Source organism: Pseudomonas protegens, from assembly GCF_013407925.2.
Classification (GTDB): Bacteria; Pseudomonadota; Gammaproteobacteria; order Pseudomonadales; family Pseudomonadaceae; genus Aquipseudomonas; species Aquipseudomonas fluorescens_AP.
On record NZ_CP060201.1, the window covers coordinates 561,898 to 583,909 of the forward strand.

21 protein-coding genes are annotated in these 22,012 nt (G+C 65.2%); 12 read left to right on the forward strand and 9 right to left on the reverse strand.

The window, feature by feature from the left end:
• Positions 1-68: 68 nt before the first annotated feature.
• The 3 genes from nadE to GGI48_RS02530 are packed head-to-tail and all read right to left on the reverse strand — an operon-like array spanning position 69 to position 2,796.
• Entirely contained in the window at positions 69-908 is an 840-nt protein-coding gene (gene nadE / locus GGI48_RS02520; protein WP_179596791.1) for an ammonia-dependent NAD(+) synthetase, read from the reverse strand.
• Position 909: 1 nt separating this feature from the next.
• Positions 910-2,139, reverse strand: a complete 1,230-nt coding sequence (gene pncB, locus GGI48_RS02525) for a nicotinate phosphoribosyltransferase (RefSeq protein WP_016962673.1) — start codon at positions 2,137-2,139, stop codon at positions 910-912.
• Between the two features lie 9 nt (positions 2,140-2,148).
• On the reverse strand, positions 2,149-2,796 hold the full coding sequence (locus GGI48_RS02530; protein ID WP_179596793.1) for a nicotinamidase: 648 nt from the start codon (positions 2,794-2,796) through the stop codon (positions 2,149-2,151).
• Positions 2,797-2,977: 181 nt separating this feature from the next.
• On the opposite strand from GGI48_RS02530, the gene GGI48_RS02535 reads away from it, so the two are divergent.
• From GGI48_RS02535 to GGI48_RS02545, 3 genes are read left to right on the forward strand one after another with little or no spacing between them, the layout of a single operon-like run.
• Complete coding sequence (locus GGI48_RS02535; RefSeq protein ID WP_179596795.1) at positions 2,978-3,523, forward strand: adenylyltransferase/cytidyltransferase family protein; 546 nt, start codon at positions 2,978-2,980, stop codon at positions 3,521-3,523.
• A gap of 1 nt (position 3,524) precedes the next feature.
• Positions 3,525-4,232: an NUDIX hydrolase gene (locus GGI48_RS02540; protein WP_016962670.1), complete on the forward strand. Its 708-nt coding sequence runs from the start codon at positions 3,525-3,527 to the stop codon at positions 4,230-4,232.
• Positions 4,233-4,240: 8 nt separating this feature from the next.
• The gene (locus GGI48_RS02545; RefSeq protein WP_179596797.1) at positions 4,241-4,747 is read left to right on the forward strand and encodes an NUDIX hydrolase; all 507 of its coding nucleotides are present in this window, start codon (positions 4,241-4,243) and stop codon (positions 4,745-4,747) included.
• On the opposite strand, the gene GGI48_RS02550 is transcribed toward GGI48_RS02545, so the two are convergent.
• A complete protein-coding gene (locus tag GGI48_RS02550; protein ID WP_016962668.1) occupies positions 4,699-5,646 on the reverse strand; it encodes a LysR family transcriptional regulator in 948 nt (315 codons plus the stop codon). The two genes, GGI48_RS02545 and GGI48_RS02550, sit on opposite strands and share 49 nt — an antisense overlap.
• Before the next feature lie 101 nt (positions 5,647-5,747).
• Between GGI48_RS02550 and GGI48_RS02555 the strand changes: the two genes are divergently transcribed.
• Entirely contained in the window at positions 5,748-6,923 is a 1,176-nt protein-coding gene (locus GGI48_RS02555) for an acetylornithine transaminase (protein ID WP_179596799.1), read from the forward strand.
• A gap of 42 nt (positions 6,924-6,965) precedes the next feature.
• Here GGI48_RS02555 and GGI48_RS02560 read toward each other — a convergent pair whose 3' ends face one another.
• Complete coding sequence (locus tag GGI48_RS02560) at positions 6,966-7,502, reverse strand: DUF4174 domain-containing protein (protein WP_016965213.1); 537 nt, start codon at positions 7,500-7,502, stop codon at positions 6,966-6,968.
• Between the two features lie 629 nt (positions 7,503-8,131).
• Here GGI48_RS02560 and GGI48_RS02565 point away from each other — a divergent pair.
• The 3 genes from GGI48_RS02565 (at position 8,132) to GGI48_RS02575 (ending at position 11,515) form a co-directional block, all read left to right on the forward strand.
• Complete coding sequence (locus GGI48_RS02565; RefSeq protein ID WP_103740033.1) at positions 8,132-9,121, forward strand: response regulator; 990 nt, start codon at positions 8,132-8,134, stop codon at positions 9,119-9,121.
• 3 nt (positions 9,122-9,124) lie between these two features.
• Positions 9,125-10,072, forward strand: a complete 948-nt coding sequence (locus GGI48_RS02570; RefSeq protein WP_047303736.1) for a sensor domain-containing diguanylate cyclase — start codon at positions 9,125-9,127, stop codon at positions 10,070-10,072.
• Between the two features lie 117 nt (positions 10,073-10,189).
• A complete protein-coding gene (locus GGI48_RS02575; RefSeq protein WP_179596801.1) occupies positions 10,190-11,515 on the forward strand; it encodes a YncE family protein in 1,326 nt (441 codons plus the stop codon).
• A 7-nt stretch (positions 11,516-11,522) separates the two neighbouring features.
• Here the strand turns inward: GGI48_RS02575 and GGI48_RS02580 are convergent, their stop codons facing one another.
• A complete protein-coding gene (locus GGI48_RS02580; protein WP_179596803.1) occupies positions 11,523-12,650 on the reverse strand; it encodes a saccharopine dehydrogenase family protein in 1,128 nt (375 codons plus the stop codon).
• Between the two features lie 403 nt (positions 12,651-13,053).
• Between GGI48_RS02580 and GGI48_RS02585 the strand changes: the two genes are divergently transcribed.
• Positions 13,054-13,923 carry an oxaloacetate decarboxylase gene (locus tag GGI48_RS02585; RefSeq protein WP_016966444.1) on the forward strand — a complete coding sequence of 290 codons (870 nt, stop codon included), beginning with the start codon at positions 13,054-13,056 and terminating at the stop codon, positions 13,921-13,923.
• 33 nt (positions 13,924-13,956) lie between these two features.
• On the opposite strand, the gene GGI48_RS02590 is transcribed toward GGI48_RS02585, so the two are convergent.
• Positions 13,957-14,361 (reverse strand): response regulator, encoded by a 405-nt coding sequence (locus GGI48_RS02590; RefSeq protein WP_179596806.1) that lies wholly within the window; start codon positions 14,359-14,361, stop codon positions 13,957-13,959.
• A gap of 181 nt (positions 14,362-14,542) precedes the next feature.
• Here GGI48_RS02590 and GGI48_RS02595 point away from each other — a divergent pair, with 181 nt between their 5' ends.
• Both GGI48_RS02595 and ppnN read left to right on the forward strand, forming a co-directional pair.
• A complete protein-coding gene (locus tag GGI48_RS02595) occupies positions 14,543-15,292 on the forward strand; it encodes an SIR2 family NAD-dependent protein deacylase (RefSeq protein ID WP_179596808.1) in 750 nt (249 codons plus the stop codon).
• 226 nt (positions 15,293-15,518) lie between these two features.
• Complete coding sequence (ppnN, locus tag GGI48_RS02600; RefSeq protein WP_179596810.1) at positions 15,519-16,892, forward strand: nucleotide 5'-monophosphate nucleosidase PpnN; 1,374 nt, start codon at positions 15,519-15,521, stop codon at positions 16,890-16,892.
• An 88-nt stretch (positions 16,893-16,980) separates the two neighbouring features.
• Here the strand turns inward: ppnN and GGI48_RS02605 are convergent, their stop codons facing one another.
• The gene (locus tag GGI48_RS02605) at positions 16,981-18,204 is read right to left on the reverse strand and encodes a dienelactone hydrolase family protein (protein ID WP_179596812.1); all 1,224 of its coding nucleotides are present in this window, start codon (positions 18,202-18,204) and stop codon (positions 16,981-16,983) included.
• Between the two features lie 313 nt (positions 18,205-18,517).
• Between GGI48_RS02605 and GGI48_RS02610 the strand changes: the two genes are divergently transcribed.
• A complete protein-coding gene (locus tag GGI48_RS02610; RefSeq protein WP_179596814.1) occupies positions 18,518-20,281 on the forward strand; it encodes an FAD-dependent oxidoreductase in 1,764 nt (587 codons plus the stop codon).
• A 15-nt stretch (positions 20,282-20,296) separates the two neighbouring features.
• Here the strand turns inward: GGI48_RS02610 and GGI48_RS02615 are convergent, their stop codons facing one another.
• Positions 20,297-21,325: a hypothetical protein gene (locus GGI48_RS02615; RefSeq protein WP_260620604.1), complete on the reverse strand. Its 1,029-nt coding sequence runs from the start codon at positions 21,323-21,325 to the stop codon at positions 20,297-20,299.
• A 217-nt stretch (positions 21,326-21,542) separates the two neighbouring features.
• On the opposite strand from GGI48_RS02615, the gene GGI48_RS02620 reads away from it, so the two are divergent.
• Positions 21,543-21,917, forward strand: coding sequence for a DUF2784 domain-containing protein (locus GGI48_RS02620; RefSeq protein ID WP_047303721.1), 375 nt, complete (start codon positions 21,543-21,545; stop codon positions 21,915-21,917).
• Positions 21,918-22,012 lie beyond the last annotated feature (95 nt).

Here is a 22,012-nt window from a genome sequence, read left to right on the forward strand (position 1 = left end):
GGCTCCTACGGGATTGGGTACAGCACGACACATAGGATGACTATCCGGCAGACCACACCCGCGCGTTCCTACAGCGCCGCGTCTACAGGACTGCGGGGCAAGGCGCGTTTGTGGGCGGTGCGCTGGTAGGCGCTTTCAATCAGTTGCCGCACGTTATCGGGCACCGCTTGGCCCATCAGATAAGCGTCAATTTCTTCGTAGCTGCAACCGTAAGCCGTTTCGTCCAGCTTGCCCGGGGCCAGCTCCTCCAGATCCGCGGTGGGGGCCTTGTGCACCAGATGCTTCGGGGCGCCAAGGGCGTCGGCCAGCAGGCGCACCTGGGTCTTGGTCAGGCCTGACAGCGGGGCAAGATCGCAAGCGCCGTCTCCGTATTTGGTGAAGAACCCCATCAGCGCCTCGGCGCCGTGGTCGGTGCCCACCACCAGGCCGTTGCTGAAATTGGCCACCGCGTACTGGGCGATCATTCGCGCCCGGGCCTTGACGTTGCCCTTGGCAAAATCCGTGAGGGCCGGCGAAGGCTGCAGGCCGTCGATCCGCACCTGCTTCATCATTCCATCGACGCTGTCGGCAATGTTGCAGGTGCTGATGCTGTCCGGGCCAATGAAGTCCAGGGACGCCTGGGCATCGCTTTCGTCCGCCTGGCTTTTATAAGGCAGGCGCATGGCGATAAACCGCGCCTCATGCCCTGCCCCGCGCAGTTGCTCCACCGCCAGCTGGCACAGGCGGCCGGCGGTCAGGGAGTCGACCCCGCCGCTGATGCCCAGCACCAGGGTGCTGCAACCGGACTCGCGCAGCACTTGCTGGATAAAGTCCACGCGCCGGGTGATCTCGGCGGCCTCGCCACCGCGCAGCAGTTGCCGGTCGATGCCCAGTTCCCGGGCAATGCGTTCTTGGGTTTGGCTGCTCATGTCAGGCCTCCAGGGGCGAGTGGGCAAGATCAACGTTGAACACCTGGGCCGCGTAGCGCAGGAACGACGGATCTTCACAGACGTTCTTGATCGGGTCGTCGGAGAACTTCACCACCGGTTCACCGTGCACCCGCACCAGTTTCATCACGATGCTCAGTGGCTCGACGCCTTCGACATCGCAGGCCAGGCTGGTGCCCATGCCGAAACCGAACCTGGCCTGACCGCGCATGTGACGCAGGATCGGCAGGCATTTTTCGAAGTTCAGCCCGTCGGAGAACATCAGGTCCTTGGTCCGTGGATCGATGCCCAGTTCGCGGTAGCGGGCCAGGACCTTGTCGGCCCAGAGGATCGGGTCCCCGGAATCCTGGCGCAGGCCGTCGTAGAGCTTGGCGAAGTACAGGTCGAAGTCCTTGAGGAAGAAGTCGGTGCTGATGCAGTCGGTCAGGGCGATGCCGAGGCGTCCGCGATACTCGTGCACCCAATTCTCCAGGGCGGCGTTCTGGCTCTCCCGCAACCGCCCCAGTTGCTGGTGCACCATCAGCCACTGGTGGGCCATGGTGCCGATCAGCGGCAGGTCGAACTCGTAGGCCAGGTGGGCATTGCTGGTGCCGACGAAGACTCCGGGGAAATCGCTGCGCATGATCTTCACCACTTCGCGCTGGGCCTTGAACGACAGGCGCCGGCGGGTGGAGAAATCCGAGACGCGGAACTCGGCGAGTTCGTCGCGGCTGGCGTTTTTCTCCAGCCATTCGAACTTCTGATAGAGCCGGCGGGTGACGTCCTCCAGCTCCACCTCGGGGTATTTATCGCGGTTGCGCAGCTCGCTGACCATGGCCAGTACCGGCTGTTCGAACATGATGCAGTGCAGCATCGGGCCACGCACGCGGATGCTCAGTTGGCCATCGACCGCCGCCACGTGGATGTAGCGCAGGTTGAAGCGGAACAGGCCGAGAAACTGCTCGAAGTCCGGGGTCAGGTATTCACGAAAGCGCTTGTTGAACAGAAAGCGCTGCTCGCCCTCGCGCATCTGCAGGCCGGCGAGCTTTTCCAGTTCCTGGCGGATCTCGGGGATCAGGTGCACCAGGGACTCTTTGGAACGGACGATGAACTGGTATTCCACATCGACATTGGGGTGCTGGTGCAGCACCGCCTGCATCATGGTGAAGGTGTAGTAGTCGGTGTCCAGCAGGCTCTGGATCACGCCGTTGTTACGGTCGAATGCACTTTCCATGATGACTCCTCAAGCCTTGGCCAGTCTGGCGGTTTCTTCGCGGGTCGCGGCAACCGTGATGCCCGCTTGTTGCATGTCGGCAATGGCCTGGGTGGCGCCCTCGGCGCTGATGGCCCGGCATGCCGGCAGGTGGATGATCACCTTGAAACCGGCGGCGGCCAGTTGCAGGGCGGTGGTCTTGACGCAGAAATCCAGGGCCAGGCCGCCGACGATGACCTGTTGCACGCCCTGGCTGTTGAGGTACTCGATGACCCCGGTGGACAGCTTGCCGTGCAGGTCGTGGTAGCAGGCGCCGTAGGGGTGCAGGTCCGGCTCCACGCCCTTCCACACGAAGTAGTCGTAGTCATAGGGCGTGGGCAGTTCGTCCAAAAGGGTGAAGCCAGTGGTGCCCGGTACGCAGTGGCTGACCCAGGTCAGGTCGGCATGCTCAAGGCCGGTGGGCTGGAGCATCTGGTCGTGCCCGGCCACCACCCAGGGCGCCTGGGGACTGTGGGCATCCTTGCTGCCGATGCGCAGGCTGGCCAGGGTCGCCATGAAATTCAGTTCGCCGCCGATGCGCTCGCCTTCGGCCACGGGCAGCTCGTCCGGGCACAGCGGGGTGAAGCTTTTTTGCGCGTCGACATCGAAGGAAGCGGTCTTCATCGTTTGGCTGTTCATGCTGGGTCTCTCCTCTGCATGGAGCACAAAGTACATGTCATGTACTTTCATGGCAAGCCATCGCGCAATTTATTTTCAACCTTCGACTCAATCCATAAAGATCATGGAAGCCAAAAAGAAGATGTTCCGTAGGCAAAAGCGGTGATAAGGTACACGTCATGTACCCAATGAGGAAAAGCAGATGTTTGAACTGGCCCTCTATGGCGGCGCCTTCAACCCGCCCCATGCCGGACACGCCCAAGTGATGCTCGAAGCCGCGCGCCACGCTCGCCGGGTTCTTGTGGTGCCCAGCTTTCGCCACCCGGATGGCAAGCGCATGGCCGATTTCGAGCAACGGGCCCACTGGTTGCAGGCGATCACCGCGCACCTGCAACCCGAGTGCCGCGCCGAGCTGGCGGTCAGCCGCCTGGAGCGCCAGCTGGCCCTGGCCGACCCGGGACCGGTCTACAGCTTCACCCTGCTGCAACGCCTGGCCGACGACCTGGCCCTGGACGGCAAGCGCATCGCCCTGGTGGTGGGCGAGGACGTGGCGCGGCAGTTGCCCAGGTTCCATCGCGGCGAAGAGTTGCTGCAGCGTTTTTCCATCCTCTGCATCGAGGAGCAGCCCGGAGTGCGCAGCAGCGTGTTGCGCCAGTGCCTGGCCCGGGGCGAAACACCGCCCAGCCAATGGCTGGCCCCGGGCCTGAATCCGCTAAACTACGGCCTCTACGCCGCCCACGGAAGTTGATATGCACGACCGCCCCACCCTCCCCAGCGCCTACCTGCACACCATCGACCTGTGCCTGCTGCGCTACAACCGCGAGCGCTGCGAGCTGGAAATTCTCCTTCACCAACGGGACAGCGAACCATTCGCCGGACACTGGGCGCTGCCGGGCATCGTGGTCAACGGCGATGTCGAGGACCGCAGCCTGAATGACGCCGTGGAACGCCTGCGCCGCTCAAGCAAAGTGGACATGCCCCTGGCCTGGCTGGAACAGGTGGGCACCGTCGGCGACGCCTTCCGCGACCCGCGCTGCTGGTCGTCCTCGACCTTCTACCTGGGGATTGTCAGCGACCCGGTGCAGCCGGGCCCGCAGCAGGGTTTCTTTGCCCTTGGCGAGGTGGCCAGCGGCGCCTTCAAGTTGCCGTTCGACCACAACAGCCTGGTGGCCCAGACACGGGAACGGCTGTTTTCCAAATCCCTGTACAGCAGCCTGCCGCTGATGTTCCTCGGCAACGAGTTCAGCGCCCCCGAGGCGGTGAGCATCTTCTCCCTGGTGCTGCAACGGCCGGTGCTCAAGACCAGCATCCGCCAGCGCCTGCTGAAGATGAGCGAGGCCGGTTACCTGCAGGAAACCGGGCGCAAGAAAAGCGGCGATGGTGGCCGCCCGCAAGCCACGGTGGAAACGCTCAAGCCCACCGAGTTGTACCTGTTCGATCGTTGTTTTCTGGAGTAATGCCGCCCATGAGTTCCGTCACCGAAAGCCAGTGCCTGCTGGAAACCCCGTACTTCAAGGTGGTCCGCGAAAACGGCTACTTCATCATCAAGGAAGCCCAGGCGGTGAACGGCGTGGTAGCCGTACCGACCCTGGCCGATGGCCGGCTGATGCTGGTAGAGCTCAAGCGCCGGGCCATTGGCGGCCAGTCCATCGAGTTTCCCCGGGGCGCCATCGATGCCGGGGAAAGCGCCTGTGACGCCGCGGCCCGGGAGCTGCTGGAAGAAACCGGCCGCCAGGCTTCGTCCGTGCGCCAACTGGGCCTGCTGCACAGCAACACCTCGCTGATCGCCAGCGCGGTGGCGGTGTGTCAGGTACAAATCGCCGAACAGCAGAGCGCCGCCACCGACGGCGAGGTGGACCGCGTGCTGTGGGTCAGCCGCCAGGAGCTGCTGGCGATGATCGCCGCCGGGCGGATCACCGACGCTCATACCTTGTCGGCAGCGATGATGCTGCTGGCTTCCGAGTCAGCCTGACGCCCCCACTTCTCCAGGGCGAAGTCGACAAAGTGGCGCAGCTTGGGCAGGCGGTAGCGGTCCTGGGCATACAGCAGGTGCATGGTCCGAAACGGCAACTGATAGTCCTGCAGCACCGGCACCAGCCGGCCCTGCTGCAGGTCCTCCTCCACCAGCGCATCGGGCATCATCACCAGCCCCAGCCCACCCCGGGCCGCACGGTGCAGACCGGACGAGGTGTTGGTCAGCAGCGAGCCGGATACCGGAATCAGCACATCGCCTTCGGGCCCGCGCAAGGGCCATTGGGTGGCGGTGGAACTCCACTCGTCACCGGCCGGATAGGCAAACGCCAGGCAGTTGTGCTGCTTCAAGTCTTCGGGGACTTGCGGCGTGCCGCAGCGCTCCAGGTACTCCGGGGCGGCGCAGATGGTCAGGGTGTAGTCCTGCAGGCGCCGGGCGATCAGCGCCGAAGTGTCCAGGTTGCCCAGGCGCACGGCCACGTCGAAAGCGCCATCGGTCAGATCGAAACGCTGGTTGGCCAGGGTCAGCTCCACCTTGACCTGCGGACAGCGCTGCTGGAACTCGCTCAAGGCCGGCGCCAGGCGCTCGGTGCCAAAGGTCAGCGGCGCGGTGATGCGCAAGGTCCCGGAAGGCTCGCCCTGGGCCTGCTCCGCCAGGCGCTCGGAGTCCGCCACCAGCCCCAGCACCGCCAGGCAGCGCTGGTAGTAATCGGTGCCGAACTCGGTGAGGCGCTGGCGTCGCGTGGTGCGGTTGAGCAGGCGCACCCCAAGGCGCTGCTCCAACGCCCGCAGATGATTGCCGACCATGGTGGTGGACAAGCCGCACTCACGGGCCGCAGCGGTCATGTTCCCCGCCTCCACCACCTTGACGTACACCGACATCGCCTGGAACAGATCCATTATCAACCCTGACTTCAAGATGATTAAAGAATTGCCGAGTTTATCTAGCCTGGGTGACTAACGATACTGATCGCACCCCCAACAAGATGGAGTCGCCCGCCATGACCGCCGCCTGCCTGATGAGCACCTACCAGCCCCTGGCCCTGAGCTTCTGCAAGGGTTTGGGCAGCCGACTTTGGGACCAGGCCGGGCGCGAGTACCTGGACGCCATCGCCGGGGTCGCGGTAACGGCGATCGGCCACGCCCACCCCAAACTGGTCAAGGCCATCAGCGAACAGGCCGGCCTGTTGCTGCACAGCTCCAACCTGTACGACATCCACTGGCAGCAGCAGCTGGCCGCCAGATTGACCGCGCTGGCCGGGATGGACCGGGCCTTTTTCAACAACTCGGGCGCCGAGGCCAACGAAACCGCCCTCAAGCTGGCGCGGCTGCACGGCTGGCACCGGGGCATCGAGCAGCCCCTGATTGTGGTCATGGAGGACGCCTTCCATGGCCGCACCCTGGGCACCCTGGCCGCCAGCGACGGACCCGCCGTGCGCCTGAACTACGGCCAGCTGCCAGGGGACTTTCTCCGAGTGCCCTTCGCTGACCTCAAGGCGCTGGAGGCCGCCGTTGCCGAGCATGGCCCACGCATCTGCGCCGTGTTGATGGAGCCGATCCAGGGCGAGAGCGGCATCCGGCTGGCACCCGCCGGCTACCTCAAGGCCGTGCGCGAGCTGTGCACCCGGCGCAACTGGCTGCTGATGCTGGACGAGATCCAGAGCGGCATCGGCCGCACCGGACGCTGGTTCGCCTGTCAGCACGAAGGCGTGGTGCCAGACGTGATGACCCTGGCCAAGGGCCTGGGCAACGGCATTCCCATCGGTGCCTGCCTGGCCCGAGGCAAGGCCGCGCAACTGTTCACCCCCGGCAGCCACGGCAGCACCTTTGGCGGCAATCCCCTGGCCTGTCGGGCGGCGTGCACCGTGCTGGAGATCATCGAGGAGCAAGATCTGCTGGCCAATGCCGAGCGCCAGGGTGCGTTGCTGTTGCGGCGCCTGCGGGAGGCATTGCAGGGCCATGCCCAGGTCCTGGAGATTCGCGGGCGGGGCCTGATGGTCGGCATCGAATTGCGCAACACGCCACGGGACCTGGTGCAGATCGCCGCGAGGGATCAGGGTTTGCTGATCAATGTCACCCGCGGCAAGACCATTCGCCTGCTGCCGCCCTTGGTGATCGATGAAGCTGACGTGGAGCAGATCGTTCAGGGCCTGGAACAGCTCCTCAACGCTGCTTGAACGACACCGGAGCGCGGCCCAGGCCCGCCCCGGTGCCCCGGATCAATCGTCCAGGGCCTTGGGAGCGGCGGCGGGCTTGGCCGCTTTACCGGCTTTGGCGCTGGCCGGCTTGGCTTCGGGCTCGGGAGCCGGGGCCGGTGCGGCGGCCTGCTTCTCCGCGGCCGGCAACTGGTCGACGGCGCTGAAGACTTCCTTGAGCTCGATGGCCCCGGAGTGCTCCAGCTTCTTCTCGCCGTCCTTGCCCACCAGGATCACCTTGGTCTGCGCCCCGGCGCCGAGCTTGAGGCTGCGGATCAGGGCCATGGTGGATTGCGGATCGATGTCCTTGCCATCGCGCTGGCCGATGGTGTTGATCACGGTGTACAGGACCATGTTGCGTTCGTTGAAGGCTTGGCGGTTGGCTGGCTCATCCAGGGACTTCTTCAGGCTCACCAGGGTCGGGTCCACGGTGCTGGGAGCGATCACGATCAATGGTCGTGATTTGCCCAGGTCCTGCGTCAGTGGGCCATCGTTGTCGGCAGCCAGGACCGGGCCGGCGACAGCGAGCAGAGTTGCGAGGGTCAATGACCGGATGAACATGCGTCTCTCCTTATGTTTTCCACGCAGTAATGATTGCGCATTGCGGAAAAAGGTCCAGGCCGGGACTCAAAATCTGACATTTTTCTGCGCCACGCCCCAGGCGGGCGCCGCCATCGGCCAAGGCGGCGCAGAATCCGGGCTGCGGCGTTTTCAACCTCGAACCGGAGAGCCTGGCGCGCAAGGTTTTGTTGCATATACAGGGTAGCGAGCAGGCCGTGTGCACAATGGCGCGAGCACACTTCGAGCACCTTGGAGCAACATGCGCCGACAGAACCCTTGATGCCCCGAGCCCACTGCCACGAGTACAACCCGCACTACACACTTGAACTTGCAAGTCATGGAGAGTGCGTCATTTTTCAAACGCCAGAAAACAACCAGCGATATTGATAACCCATTGAAAAGTCGCGCTATGTCGCCAGTGCAGCCCAGGCCGTCATATGACGCTTGAATCCACCGGATAATGATCTGGAACAAATAACTCAATGAGCCGCGACTTGTTCTTGCGACGCTCTGCGAACTATAGTTCGGCGCGGCACGGACAGCCCTGCAACACCTTATCAAAGCGATAACTCGCCACATTGCCGAACACTATCGCGCCACGGATTTTTTCGAATGAGCGTCCGACCCCGATGATCCCCCTCCTCGTCTGCGATGACTCAAGCATGGCCAGAAAGCAGGTGCTGCGGACCCTGCCCAGCGAGTGGCAGGTATCGGTGACCCAGGCCTGCAACGGGCGCGAGGGCCTGGAGGCACTGCGCCGGGGCTTGGGCAAGGTGGCGCTGCTGGACCTGACCATGCCGCTCATGGACGGTTACCAGGTGTTGAGCGCCGTGCAGGAAGAAGGCATCGACGCGCGGATCATCGTCATCTCCGGCGACGTCCAGGAAGAAGCCGTGCGCCGCACCCGCGAGCTGGGTGCCCTGGCCTTTCTCAAGAAACCCTTCGATCCCCAGCAGTTGCGCGCCCTGCTCAAGCAACTGCAACTGCTGGACAGCCCGCCGCCCAAGCATCCGATAGCGCCCTCGCCGCCCCCGGTGGTGACCTTCCGCGACGCCTTCCGGGAAACCGTCAACGTCTCCATGGGCTACGCCGCGGCGCTGATCGCCAAGGTGCTGGATGTGTTCGTGCACCTGCCGATTCCCCACGTCAACGTGCTCGAAGCCGGCGAGTTGCAGATGCTCCTGGCCGACGCCAACCGGGCCCGGCAACTGACCGCCATCTGCCAGGGCTACATCGGCAGCGGCATCGCCGGCGAAGCCTTGCTGTTGTTCTACGACTCGGAAGTGGCGGACATCGCCCAGCTGATGGAACAAGGCACCGATCCCTATCAGGAAATGGAAGTGCTGATCGACCTCTCCAGCGTGTTGATCGGCGCCTGCCTGAGCAGCATCGCCGAACAGCTGGACGTGTTCTTTTCCGTGGGCCATCCCCAGGTACTGGGAGAGCACACCAGCATCGACGAATTGATCGTGCTCAATCAGCAGCGCTGGAAAAAGACCCAGGCGGTGGAGATCAGCTACAGCCTGGAAGAACAGAACATCCACTTCGACCTGTTGCTGTTGTTCACCGAAGACTCCATGCCCCTTCTGGAACAGAAACTCGCCTACCTGATGAGTTGAGCCATGCCCAAACGAATGGATTTCAGTGAGCTGCACTGGTTGCTGGCGGTGGTCCAGAGCATCGACGTGGGGATCGTGGTGCTCGACCTCGACTGCCAAGTCCAGGTGTGGAACAGCTTTATGGAGAACCGCTCCGGCGTGCCCTCCAAGCAGGCCATCGACCAGTCGTTCTTCGCGCTGTTTCCCGAGGTCGAGCGGCCCTGGTTCAGCCGCAAAGTGAGCCGCGTGGTGGCCTTGGGCACCCCGGCCTTCACGATCTGGAAACAACGGCCGTACCTGGTGCACTTCAAGAACTACCAACCGATCACCGGCCAGGGCGAGTTCATGTACCAGAACACCACCCTGCTGCCGCTGCGCTCGTCCAACAGCGAGATCCACCACGTCTGCCTGGTGATCTACGACGTCACCGACGTGGCGATCAACAGCCTGGCGCTGCAGCAGGCCAACCGGCAGTTGCAGCACCTGTCGCGCATCGACCACCTGACCCAGCTGTTCAACCGCGGTCACTGGGAACAGCGCCTGGCGTTCGAGTACAGCCGCCACGGCAGCGCCATCGCCCTGCTGATGCTGGACATCGACCACTTCAAGTCGATCAACGATCGCCATGGGCACCAGGCCGGGGACGCGGTGATTCAGCGCGTCTCGCAGCTGATCCACGAGCATGTGCGCGACAGCGATGTGGCCGGGCGCTATGGCGGCGAGGAATTCGCCATCCTCCTGCCCCACACCGACCTGAGCGGGGCCCAGACCCTGGCCGAGCGCCTGCGCCAGTCGGCAGAACAGCAGCAGGTGATCCACAACGGCCAGGCCATCGCCTTCACCATCAGCCTGGGCATCGCCTGCCTCGACCGCCCGGCCCGGGATCACCGCTGCCTGATCGAATGGGCCGACCAGGCGCTATACGCCTCCAAGCACGCCGGGCGCAATCGGGTCAGCACCTACGCGCCTTGAGCAGCGGCACTCGGGCTCCTTGAAAAAAAACCGCCGCCAAGGGATAAACTGCGCGCCTTTCCGGTCCATCCCCCGGTCTGTTACGCCTTTTCCAGCGCCACAAGGAGTCCCGTGCGCATGTCCCAGTCGAATTCAAACCGCTCCCCGCAAGAGCAATGGCGGCAAGCCGTGCTGACCTATGCCCGCGACATCAACCAGTATGTCGAAACCGGCACCCGCGAGGGCTGGAAGGGCCTGAAGGAGCCGAACATGCCCGACACCGAGCACCTGTTACAGGATTGGCAGGCAGCTCTGCAAGCGAGCAACCAAGGCCCCTACGACGCCGCGCAGCACCAGGCCTTCCGCCAGGACTGGCCACCGGCACACTTCCCACTGACGCCACGCCTGGAAAGCCAGGGGCGGATGATTCCGACCCTGGCCCTGTTGCCGGACGGCAGCCTGCTGGCCCGCATCGGCGCGCCCTACGAGGCCGGCTGCGTGGTGCATATCGACGACGCGCGGATCGAAACCCTGGAGCAGGTGGAGTGCTTCGGCGTGTGCCCGCAGCGGCGTTACTTCGCCTGGGGCCGGGCCGACGGCATTCAGGTCACTGACGGCTGGAACGGGCCGCAGGTGGCAAGTTTTGCCTGGCCCGATCCCCACGCGAGCCTGCCGGCGGGCGTAGACCTGGAAGACAGCGGGCGCCCCACCCCCACCAGCCTGATTCCCTTCCCCGACGGGCGCCGGGTGCTGCTGGTGAGCGCCGACGGCATCTTTGTCCTCGCCGCCGAAGGTGCCACGCGCCTGCTGCCGAGCCTGGAAGACCTGCAGCAAGAGCTGGCCGACGGCGTCGCCCCGGAGGACCTGAGCATCGGCCTGAGCATGGAACATGGCGCGGTGTCGCCCGATGGCCAGTGGATCGCCATCGGCGAGCAAAGCGGTATGCACCTGGTGTTCGATGCGAGGTTGCAGCAGGTCGCGCAGATCGGCCCCGCCAGCGAGTACCCGCACTTTGCGCACTTCAACTCGCGCGGCGACCGCCTGCTGCTCAACGCCTGCCACTTCTACGGCGGCGCCAGCCTGGGGGTGGCGGTGGCCGACCTGCCGGGGCTCTCCACCGACTTCTACAGCGACGACCCGCGCACTCCGGTGCTGCAGGAAGGCGCCCGGGTGTACGCCGCCGCCTCACGGGGCAACGAGTTCATCATCGGCGACGCCTACGGCTACCTGCGGGCCGTCAGTGAAACCGGCGAGGAACGCTGGCAGCACTACGTCGGCTCGACCCTGACCGCCCTGGACATCAGCGCCGATGGCAAGACCCTGGTGGCCGCCACCTATGCCGGGATCATCGTCAAGATAGACCTGGACGCCGGGCGCCCGGAATGGCAGATCGGCACCGGCGAGCACCACGAAACCCACCGCTGGCTGTTCTGGAAGGACTTCGCCAAGCCGCTGCTGTGGTGAGTGGGTTCTAGACCGGCGGGCGCGAGAAACTCACCTGCAGCCGCAGGTGGTCAGGATCATCGATCGCCCGCAGGTACTCCGCCACGCTGACCTCGCCGGCGCTGGACCGGGCACCCGGGGCCGGCACATGGCCGGCCAGCAGCTTGTGCACCACCGCCACCGCCGCGCAACTGGGGATCTCCGGACCGTGATCGTGGGTGGCGGTCAACTGCGCGTGCATCGACAGCGGCTGACCGTCCCGGCCCAGGCCATGCACGTCCACGTACATGGCACTGAGGCCGTCGCCGAAACCTTCAAACCAAGTGCCGCAACGATGCAAACGCGCAGCCCAAGGCGCCGGGTCGGCGATCAGCCCGAGCTTCACCGCCTGGGCCAGCAGGGCGTTGGCCAACCCGGCTATCTTCAGCCCGGCACCAGCCTTGAAGCTCAGGGTGTGGGCACCATAACGCTCGGCGAACAGGTCCAGGTCCGGCACATCGACATTGGCCACCAGCCGCGTGCCCAGCCCCGGCAACTTGCGCAGGGTCAGGCCCTGCCAGCCGATCACCGGGTGCGGCTGGCCGTCCTTGAGTTGCAGGATCGGCCGGCCGGCGTAGGCCAACACGCCCTGGATGGTGGACAGGCCGGGCATTTTCGCCGAGGAGGAAATGCCGTGGTCGATCCGATCGATGCGGGAGAAACGCTCACGGTGCTCATCGATGATCGCCGTCGACAAAGTCGGCACCGAGCTGCAACCGCTGAGCAGCGTTACCCCGGCCGCCCGGGCCTGGGCGTCGAGGACGCCAATGCCACCGACGAACTGCCGGCAGTCCGCCAGATCGCAATAGTTGACGCCGGCCTCGATGCAGCCCTGGGCCACCGCATAGGACTGACCCTGGAACGGCCCTGCGGTGTGGATCACCCAATGCACATCCAGGGCCTTGAGCGCCGGCACCCACTGCGGGCCCATGGCATCGCCGCACCAGCCTTCGCAGGGCTGTCCACCCTCGGCTTGCAGCGCCTGAACCTTGGCTGCGAGCTTGCGCGGGTCACGCCCGGAAATCAGCAGATGCACCCCGGGCGTCTGGATCAGATAGCGGCAGACGATGCTGCCGAAATTGCCATAACCACCGACCACCAACACCCTGAGCGTCATTGCCTGCATCCCTGAACCAAGCCGTTATCCGGTGCAGAAGGCACCGTTCGAGGCGCGGCAGCTTCCTTGATTTGCCGCGGATCGACAAGGGGCCGCCGCCTCTGCAATATTCGGTCGACAAAAAATGCCAATGCCGGTCCGGCATAATGCTATGCAAATTCCTCATCAACTGCGGCATTGGAGCGTGATAGCCTCGTCCTGCTATGTCGGCCTCGCATAATAAACCTGCCGGTTTACCCAACCGAGCGGGACCCAGATGCCTTGTTATCCCCCTTTGCTTCACCTTCATCTGCCCAACTAACGTTTCGCTGTGAGCCTTTCGATCATCGGCTCACCAAGGGAACTGATTGCAAAATTTGACTCGACCCCAAGGTCGATCTCTCGATCCTATCTCGGAGCTGTTATGTCCAGGCTTTCCCATCAAGATTTGCGCCGCGGTTTCCGTGAACTGATCGCCTCCAACTCCTGCTACCACACCGCTTCCGTGTTCGACCCGATGTCCGCGCGCATCGCCGCCGACCTGGGTTTTGAAGTGGGCATCCTCGGCGGTTCCGTGGCCTCGCTGCAGGTGCTGGCGGCCCCCGACTTCGCCCTGATCACCCTCAGCGAATTCGCCGAGCAGGCCACCCGCATCGGCCGTGTGGCCCAACTGCCGGTGATCGCCGACGCCGACCACGGCTACGGCAACGCGCTGAACGTGATGCGCACCGTGGTGGAACTGGAACGGGCCGGCATCGCCGCGCTGACCATCGAAGACACCCTGCTGCCGGCGCAGTTCGGGCGCAAATCCACCGACCTGATTTCGGTGGCCGAAGGCGTCGGCAAGATCCGCGCCGCCCTGGAAGCCCGGGTCGACACCGAGCTGGCGATCATCGCCCGGACCAACGCCGGAATCCTCCCGGTGCAGGAAATCATCAGCCGCACCCAGCAGTACCAGCGCGCAGGCGCCGACGCCATCTGCATGGTCGGCATCCGTGATTTCGAGCAACTGGAACAGATCTCCGAGCACCTGAGCGTGCCGCTGATGCTGGTGACCTACGGCAACCCGGCACTGCGCGACGATGCCCGCCTGGCCGAGCTGGGGGTGAAAATCGCGGTGGACGGCCACGCCGCCTACTTCGCCGCGATCAAGGCCACCTACGACTGCCTGCGCGAGCAGCGGCAGATCTTCACCCAGGCCTCGGACCTGAGTGCCACCGAGCTGGCCCATACCTACACCCAGCCCGAGGACTACATCGTCTGGGCCAAGGAGTTCATGAGCGTCAAGGAGTAACACCGGCGATTGGCCGGGGTGAGGCGCAACGCCTCAACCCTGGGCCGATTTCAACGCGCCTTCCACGCAGTCGAGGATCTGCCCGATGGTCCAGGGCTTGCGGATGAAGGTCACCGGATAGCGCACCCCGGAACTCTCGGGGGTCTCGAAACCCGACATCACCACGATTGGCAGCGACGGCCAGCGTTCACCGCACAGGTTGCTCAGGCTGGCGCCGTTGAGCGTGCCGGGCATGCTGATGTCGGTGAGCAGCAGGGCCACGTCCGCGGCATGTTGCTGCAGGAACTCCCAGGCCCGGTCGGCACTGTCCATGCCCTCGGTGGCAAACCCCTCGTCCTGCAGAATCTCGCAAAGAAACTCCAGCACCGTCGGTTCGTCCTCCACCACCAGGATCAAGCGAGAGGTGGCGTCGGGGCGGACGGATGAGGCTGGGCACATGGGGCTGACACTCCCTGAAAGGTTGAGAATTGCGCGGACAGGACCGCTGACAAGAGTTATGAGCGGCGGCTTGACGATAAATTCATTCCCGATGCGCCCGCAGTGTTTTTTTCGGACAGGTCCGAACCGGCTGGCGATAATGCGACCCCGATATCACCGCAACAACGCAGACAGGTCATCCATGGAATTCGATCCCCAACGCCTGGCCCAGGCCCGACACCTGGTGGTGTTCAGTGGCGCCGGAGTCTCGGCTGAAAGCGCCATCCCGACCTTTCGCGACGCCCTGACCGGGTTGTGGGAAAACTTCGACCCGGCGCGGCTGGCCACGCCCCAAGCCTTTCGCGAGGACCCGGCGCTGGTCTGGGGCTGGTATGAATGGCGCCGCATGAAAGTGCTCCAGGCCCACCCCAACCCGGCCCACCTGGCGATTGCCGAACTGGCCCGACGCGTACCGCGCCTGACCCTGATCACCCAGAATGTCGATGACCTGCACGAGCGCGCCGGCAGCCCCTCGGTGCTGCACCTGCACGGCAGCCTGCACCACCCCAAGTGCTTCGCCTGCAACCGCCCCTTCAGCGGCGAACTGCCAGAACCCGTGTTGCCGGAGCAGGGTTGCAGCCTGGAGCCCCCCCGTTGCACCGGCTGCAACGGCAAGATCCGCCCCGGGGTGGTGTGGTTCGGCGAAGCCCTGCCACCGCACATCCTCAAAGAGGCATTCAAAGCGGCAGGCGAATGCGACCTGCTGTTGTCGGTAGGCACCTCGGGTCTGGTGCAGCCGGCGGCGCAGATCCCCCAACTGGCGCTGGAGCAAGGTGCCTGCGTGGTGCACATCAACTCGCAGCCCCAGGCCTGTACGAAGCCTGAGGAATACAGCCTGGTGGGCAAGGCCGGACAGATTATGCCGGAACTGCTGCGCCAGGCCTTTGCCTGATTTTCTGGGGGCTGACACGCCGTTCACGACGCGGATCGTCATTTTTCCCGCCACAGCGGCCCGGCATGAGGTAGATTCAAGCAGCGAATAACCTCGCAACGACGTTTGCTTTCTTGCCCTGCCGCTGGAAACCAAGCCCCGTACCGGTGGCTCTGTTCACTGCCCCGCCGTTTTTTCGCCACTGAGCGCGTCTGGCGCGGTGGCGCCGATTTCAGGAAATGGATTAATGCCGCAAAGACACGTGATCAATGCTTCGGTCAGCCCGAAAGGCAGCCTGGAGACCCTCTCGCAACGTGAAGTGCAACAACTCAGCGCCGCCGGCTCCGGCAGCATCTACACCCTGTTCCGCCAGTGCGCCCTGGCCATTCTCAATACCGGCGCCCACGTCGACAACGCCAAGACCATCCTCGACGCCTACCACGATTTTGAAGTGCGCATTCACCAGCAGGATCGCGGCGTGCGCCTTGAACTGCTGAACGCGCCGGCCGACGCCTTCGTCGACGGTGAAATGATCGCCAGCACCCGGGAAATGCTCTTCAGTGCCCTGCGCGACATTGTCTACACCGAGAACGAACTGGACAGCCAGCGCATCGACCTGGACAGCTCTCAGGGCATCACCGACTACGTCTTCCATCTGCTGCGCAACGCCCGTACCCTGCGCCCCGGCGTGGAGCCGAAGATGGTGGTGTGCTGGGGCGGCCACTCGATCAACACCGAAGAATACAAATACACCAAGAAGGTCGGTCACGAACTGGGCCTGCGCAAGCTGGACATCTGCACCGGCTGCGGTCCGGGCGTGATGAAGGGCCCGATGAAAGGCGCCACCATCGCCCACGCCAAGCAGCGCATGAGCGGCGGTCGCTACCTGGGCCTGACCGAGCCGGGGATCATCGCCGCCGAAGCACCGAACCCCATCGTCAACGAGCTGGTGATCCTGCCGGACATCGAGAAGCGCCTGGAGGCCTTCGTCCGTGTCGGCCACGGCATCATCATCTTCCCGGGGGGCGCCGGCACCGCCGAGGAATTCCTCTATCTGCTGGGCATCCTCATGCACCCGGATAACCGCGACCTGCCGTTCCCGGTGATCCTCACCGGCCCGCGCAGCGCGGCGCCGTACCTGGAGCAGCTCAACGCCTTTGTCCTGGCGACCCTGGGTGAAGCCGCACAGCAGCACTACCAGGTCATCATCGACAACCCGGCGGAGGTCGCCCGGCAGATGACCGAGGGGCTGAAGACCGTCAAGCAGTTCCGCCGCGAACGCAACGACGCCTTCCACTTCAACTGGTTGCTGAAGATCGACGAGAGCCTGCAGCGTCCCTTCGATCCGACCCACGAGAACATGGCCAGCCTGCAACTGAACCACGCCCTGGCGCCCCACGAGCTGGCGGCCAACCTGCGCCGCGCGTTCTCCGGCATCGTCGCCGGCAACGTCAAGGACCAGGGCATCCGCCTGATCGAACAGAAAGGCCCCTACAGCATCCACGGCGACCCGACGATCATGCGGCCCCTGGACCAGCTGCTCAAAGCCTTCGTCGAGCAGCACCGCATGAAGCTGCCCGGCGGCGCGGCCTATGTGCCGTGCTACCGCGTCGTCAGTTGAGCTGGATCACACAGCCCATCACAAACCACGCCACAGCAACGGGCCCCTCGCGGGGCCCGTTGTCATTTCGCCTGACACGCCTGCCGGGTCAGCGCTGCCAACGGGCCATCAACTGGTTGGACGGCAGGCTTTCATCGAGCACCTTGCGCGCACACTCGGCCCCCGCCACCGGCAGCCCTGCCGGATCCAGCAGGCCGATCTGCACCAGCACGCTGGCCTGATCCCAATAGATGTGCTCGTGGCACAGCTTGTCGCCGCGAAACCCGACCACCGCCAGCATGGGGATTTCCACGTACTTGCCGGTGGGCTTGACCCCGGGCAGCAGCCAGTCGATTTCCGTACTGTGGGTGAAGCAGAGGATGAATTCGTCCACCACCTGCAACGCGCCAACCGTGCGCGACACCGGGATCATGCGGGTGTCCGGCGGGTTGCCGTGGACGAAGTGCTGCTCGTAGAAACGGCTCAGATCAGCCGCGCCGACACCGCCGGTCAGCGTCGGCACGTGATTGACGTAGGGCTCCTTGACCATGGTCGCCATGGTGGCCGGCACGTCCCGGGTCGCGAACTCGTGGCTGACATGGGCCTCCCACAGGGCACCGAGGTCGAAGTCCGGCCCCACCGCCTTTTTCAGCGCGGCGATGGTGCGCCCGTGAGCCAGGGTTGCCGAAGGCTTGTGGTAATGCTCGCTGCCGATGCGGGCAAAAGCGTGGTCGGCTTGCGGGTAGCTGTAGATCTCCACCCCAGGGCGCCCGGCCAGGGCCGCGCCGATGCGCTGGCGGGCCGCAGCATCACAGTAGACATCCTGTTCGGCGAAGTGCAGCACCAGACGCCCGTGGATATGCACCGCCTCATCCAGGTATTCATCGATGCCCATGCCGTAGTAACCCACGGCGCAGGCCGCATCGGTCCGGGTGGCGGTGAGGTAGGCCAGCTTGCCGCCCATGCAATAGCCGACGTAGCCCACCGCCGGGCCGCTGACCGCCTCCAGAGCGCGCAGGGCCTCGATCGAGGCGGCGATGTCCTGCACCGCGCGGTCCAGGTCCAGGCCGCCGAACAAGCCCAGGGCCACCTGAAAGTCCGCGGTGCTGTAGCCCAGCTCGACCCCGGGCTGCTGACGCCAGAACAGGTCCGGCACCAGGGCCACATAACCCTCCTCGGCATACAGATCAGCGGTGGCGCGCATATTGTCGTTGATGCCGAAAATCTCCTGGCCAATCACCAGCCCAGGCCCCCGGCCACTGGCGGGCAAGGCCAGATAGCCACGGAATACGCCCGCCCCATCAGCGGCGCTGATTTCTAGGTAGTGCCCCATCTTATTGTTCTCCTCAAGGCTCGGCTCATCACGGCCGGTGCCTATTAGGAACCCGCCGCAAGCGCTTTGCCTACCCCGCAAGTGCAAGCTTTTGTCACCGGACCTGAGCGGATCGCTACCCCGGAGCTACCCCGGAAAAGCCACTTTTCAAAATACTGGAACATAATTCCATTTTCTTGCATGATCTGCGCATCCGCACAGCCAGGCAGCGCTGACGGCCGAAAACCCGCCCCGGACGACGCCATCGGGTCCAGGGCTTGGGCGCTCGATCAGCCAGACCTGGGAATAAAAAACATGCACAAAGGCCTGCTCCGTGACTCAAGCCCCCACTCCCCCTCTACCGCCCCTGGATTGTGATTTGCTGCTGATCGGCTCCGGCGCCGCTGGCTTGGCCTGCGCGGTGACCGCCGCCTGGCACGGCTTGGAAGTGATAGTAGTGGAAAAGGATTCCACTTTCGGTGGCGCCAGTGCCTGGTCCGGCGGCTGGATGTGGGTGCCGGGCAACCCCCTGGCACGCCGCGCCGGCATCGATGAAGACCCGCAGCAACCGCGCACCTACCTCAAGCATGAACTGGGCGAACGCTATGACGCCGCGCGCATCGATGCCTTGCTGGATAACGGGCCGCAGATGGTGGCCTTCTTCGAGCAGCACACGGCCCTGCAATTCGTCGATGGCAATGGCATTCCGGATATCCACGGCCAGGTGCCCGGCGCCGGGGTCGAGGGCCATCAGCTGATTGCCGCGCCCTATGACGCACGGGCCATCGGCCCCCTGCTCAAACGCCTGCGCAAGACCCTGCGGGAAACCTCGTTCATGGGCATGCCGATCATGGCCGGGGCCGATCTGGGGGCCTTTCTCAGCATGACCCGCTCGTTCAAGTCGCTGCTGCATGTCGCCAAGCGCTTTAGCCGCCATCTGCGGGACCTGGCGCTGCACGGCCGGGCCATGCACCTGGTGAACGGCGTGGCGTTGATCGGCCGGCTGGCCAAGTCCGCCGAGCAATTGGGGGTCACTCTCATGGAGTCCACGCCGGCCCGCTCGCTACTGCGGGATCAGCAAGGGGTGCACGGCGCCCTGGTGGACACGCCCCAGGGCCCGCGGGAAATCCGCGCCCGGCGCGGCGTGGTGCTGGCCGCCGGCGGATTTGCCAATGACCCGGTTCGGCGCCAAGCGCTATTTCCTCGCGCACCTGGGCCGGATGAACATCTGGCCCTGCCGCCATCGAGCTGCTCCGGGGATGGCATCCGCCTCGGCGAAGCCGCCGGCGCGGTCCTGGCCACGGACCTCGCCAGCCCGGTGGCCTGGGCCCCGGTGTCGCGGGTGCGGCACGCCGATGGCAGCGTCGGGCACTTTCCCCACATCATCGACCGGGCCAAGCCCGGGCTGATCGGCGTGCTGGCCAACGGCAAGCGCTTCGTCAACGAGGCCGACGGCTACTACGACTACACCGCCGCCATGGTCGAGAAGGTGCCGGCCGGCGAGGAAGTGGCCTCCTGGCTGATCTGCGACCATCGCTTCCAGCGCCGCTACGGCCTGGGCTATGCCCGGCCCTTTCCGTTGCCCGTTGGCCCGCTGGTGCGCAGCGGCTACCTGCAGCGGGCCGACTCGATCCTGGCTCTGGCCCGCCAATGCGGCATCGACCCACAGGCACTGGCGGACACGGTGCAGCACTTCAACCAGCACGCCCGCCACGGCCAGGACCCCGAGTTCGGCCGCGGCTCGACGCCCTACAACCGCAAGCAGGGCGACGCCCTGTACCCCGGCCCCAACCCTTGCGTGGCGCCCATCGAGCAGGGGCCGTTCTACGCGGTGAAGGTGCTGCCCGGCAGCTTCGGCACCTTCGCCGGGCTCAAGACCAATGCCCAGGCCCAGGTGCTGGATCAGGCCGGCGCGGCGATCCCCGGGCTGTATGCGGCGGGCACCGACATGGCCAGCGTGATGGGCGGGTTCTACCCCTCCGGCGGCATCAACCTGGGCCCGGCCATGACCTTCGGCTACATCGCCGGACGCCACGCGGCCGGAGTCGAGGCCTATGAAGCCGCACTGCCTAGCGCCGCCGTGACCGATCCGCGCTGAGTCGCCACGCGGCCCTCAGGGCGAACGGCCGCCAGCCGGGTCTTCCGCCACCCCGGGGACCTGCAACTGGCTTTCGATCTGCCGGCCGAGGTAATACACCCCGGCCAAGACCCCATGCTCGGGGTCATGCAGTTGCCGGGACCAGGCCTGGTCGAAGGCCGCCCCCAGGTCCCGCCGGGTCTGGGCCTGCACCCCGTCCCGGTCATGGTCCTGGACCAGCGCCCGGACCCCGGCCACCCCCACCGAGATCAACGCACCGGCCACCCGCCCCACTGCCGCCGCCACCGCACCGGCGACACCACGGGTGGCGAACTGGGCCTGGATTTTCTCGCTGGTCACCTGCGCCACCTGGGACACGCCAGGGGCCGGCGTGCCCTGCCCGGCCGCCGCCGTGCCACGAATCTGCCGCAACAGCGGCCCGTAAGCGGGCAAGCGGGCGATGGGCTCGACCCGCAACAACTGGGTCAAGGAAGCGCGCTGTTCGGCAGCCGGCCCCAGGTCAATGGCCAGCACCTGATCCAGGTGCTGGTCCAGCTGCAGCGTCGGCAGCTGGTAGCGGTGGCCGATCTGCGCCAATTGCTGGCGCAGCAACTGCACATAGAACTCCATGGCCTCGCCGGTGATCTCGTCGGCATCGATCTCCAGCGCCACCGGCGCCAGCACCCGTTCCTGGTACTGCTCCTGCAGGTAGGCGGCCAGCCGCCCGGAGGCTTGCCCGGCGTCGCCGCGACTGTTCAGCGAATACCAGCCGACCTTCAGCGACAGCCATTCCTGGGTCCAGTAACCGCTGAACCAGGGAATGAACTGCTCGTCGGTCTGCTGGTAGACCCGGGTGCGCCAGTGTTCCATGGAACCCTGGGCGTAGACTTCAGCCTGGGCGGTGGCGCTACGGGAAGCGTCGAGCAGCTCGCTGTCGACCTGACGCCAAATGGCCGGGCTGACCGGGGCCGGCACTTCGGCTTCCGGGGCCCGGTGAGCGCAGCCGGCGAGCACCAGCAGCAGCGCCAGCAGGCAATGGCCAGAGCAGAGCATCGATCGCCGCAAGGCAGGTTCCTCCCGCAGAAGCCGCGCCGGCATCCGACACAGCGCCATGGCGTTCCAGCAGTATAGGTAGCGCCGCCACGGCGGCTGCGGGCAAAAACCGGCAGCGCCCCGGGCTTTTATCCTGCCTCATGAACAAACACTGCCAGCGCCCGTTCACCCTCGGTATATTGCCCCCCGGCGTTCGCGCCACGGACCTGCCCCTCGTCAAGGAACCCCCATGCTCTACCGTATTGCCGCCGACAGCCTGGTGCTGTTTCACCTGTCATTTATCGTCTTCGTGCTGCTGGGCGGCCTGCTGGTGCTGCGCTATCCACGGCTGATGCTGCTGCACCTGCCGGCCGCGGCCTGGGGCGTGGCGGTGGAAGTGCTGCACCTGGAATGCCCACTGACCCGCTGGGAGAACCTGCTGCGCCACGCCGCCGGCCAGGACGGCTACGGCGCCGGGTTCATCGAGCACTACCTGATCCCGCTGATCTACCCCGCCGGCCTGACCCCGGGCATCCAGCTGTGGCTGGGCGGCCTGGTGCTGCTGATCAACCTTTCGGTCTACCTCTATCTGGGCCAGCGCTGGGCGCGCAGCCGCCACGCCTGAATCTGCGCGAGCAGCCTGCTTCAGAGCGCGAGCGACCTTGCTCGTTGGCGCCGCAAAGCCCCCGCGCCTGATCCGCACCCTGGCTGCGCCACACC

Bases quoted from the DNA above. Each gene is read 5' to 3' on its own strand.
- GGI48_RS02590 (WP_179596806.1), bottom strand. From the start codon at position 14,361: ATGTGCCCAGCCTCATCCGTCCGCCCCGACGCCACCTCTCGCTTGATC.
- GGI48_RS02605 (WP_179596812.1), bottom strand. From the start codon at position 18,204: ATGGGGCACTACCTAGAAATCAGCGCCGCTGATGGGGCGGGCGTATTC.
- GGI48_RS02560 (WP_016965213.1), bottom strand. From the start codon at position 7,502: ATGTTCATCCGGTCATTGACCCTCGCAACTCTGCTCGCTGTCGCCGGC.
- GGI48_RS02550 (WP_016962668.1), bottom strand. From the start codon at position 5,646: ATGGATCTGTTCCAGGCGATGTCGGTGTACGTCAAGGTGGTGGAGGCG.
- GGI48_RS02620 (WP_047303721.1), top strand. From the start codon at position 21,543: ATGCTCTACCGTATTGCCGCCGACAGCCTGGTGCTGTTTCACCTGTCA.
- GGI48_RS02530 (WP_179596793.1), bottom strand. From the start codon at position 2,796: ATGAACAGCCAAACGATGAAGACCGCTTCCTTCGATGTCGACGCGCAA.
- GGI48_RS02595 (WP_179596808.1), top strand. From the start codon at position 14,543: ATGGAATTCGATCCCCAACGCCTGGCCCAGGCCCGACACCTGGTGGTG.
- GGI48_RS02545 (WP_179596797.1), top strand. From the start codon at position 4,241: ATGAGTTCCGTCACCGAAAGCCAGTGCCTGCTGGAAACCCCGTACTTC.
- GGI48_RS02555 (WP_179596799.1), top strand. From the start codon at position 5,748: ATGACCGCCGCCTGCCTGATGAGCACCTACCAGCCCCTGGCCCTGAGC.
- GGI48_RS02585 (WP_016966444.1), top strand. From the start codon at position 13,054: ATGTCCAGGCTTTCCCATCAAGATTTGCGCCGCGGTTTCCGTGAACTG.
- GGI48_RS02535 (WP_179596795.1), top strand. From the start codon at position 2,978: ATGTTTGAACTGGCCCTCTATGGCGGCGCCTTCAACCCGCCCCATGCC.
- pncB (WP_016962673.1), bottom strand. From the start codon at position 2,139: ATGGAAAGTGCATTCGACCGTAACAACGGCGTGATCCAGAGCCTGCTG.
- GGI48_RS02575 (WP_179596801.1), top strand. From the start codon at position 10,190: ATGTCCCAGTCGAATTCAAACCGCTCCCCGCAAGAGCAATGGCGGCAA.
- ppnN (WP_179596810.1), top strand. From the start codon at position 15,519: ATGCCGCAAAGACACGTGATCAATGCTTCGGTCAGCCCGAAAGGCAGC.
- nadE (WP_179596791.1), bottom strand. From the start codon at position 908: ATGAGCAGCCAAACCCAAGAACGCATTGCCCGGGAACTGGGCATCGAC.
- GGI48_RS02570 (WP_047303736.1), top strand. From the start codon at position 9,125: ATGCCCAAACGAATGGATTTCAGTGAGCTGCACTGGTTGCTGGCGGTG.
- GGI48_RS02580 (WP_179596803.1), bottom strand. From the start codon at position 12,650: ATGACGCTCAGGGTGTTGGTGGTCGGTGGTTATGGCAATTTCGGCAGC.
- GGI48_RS02565 (WP_103740033.1), top strand. From the start codon at position 8,132: ATGATCCCCCTCCTCGTCTGCGATGACTCAAGCATGGCCAGAAAGCAG.
- GGI48_RS02540 (WP_016962670.1), top strand. From the start codon at position 3,525: ATGCACGACCGCCCCACCCTCCCCAGCGCCTACCTGCACACCATCGAC.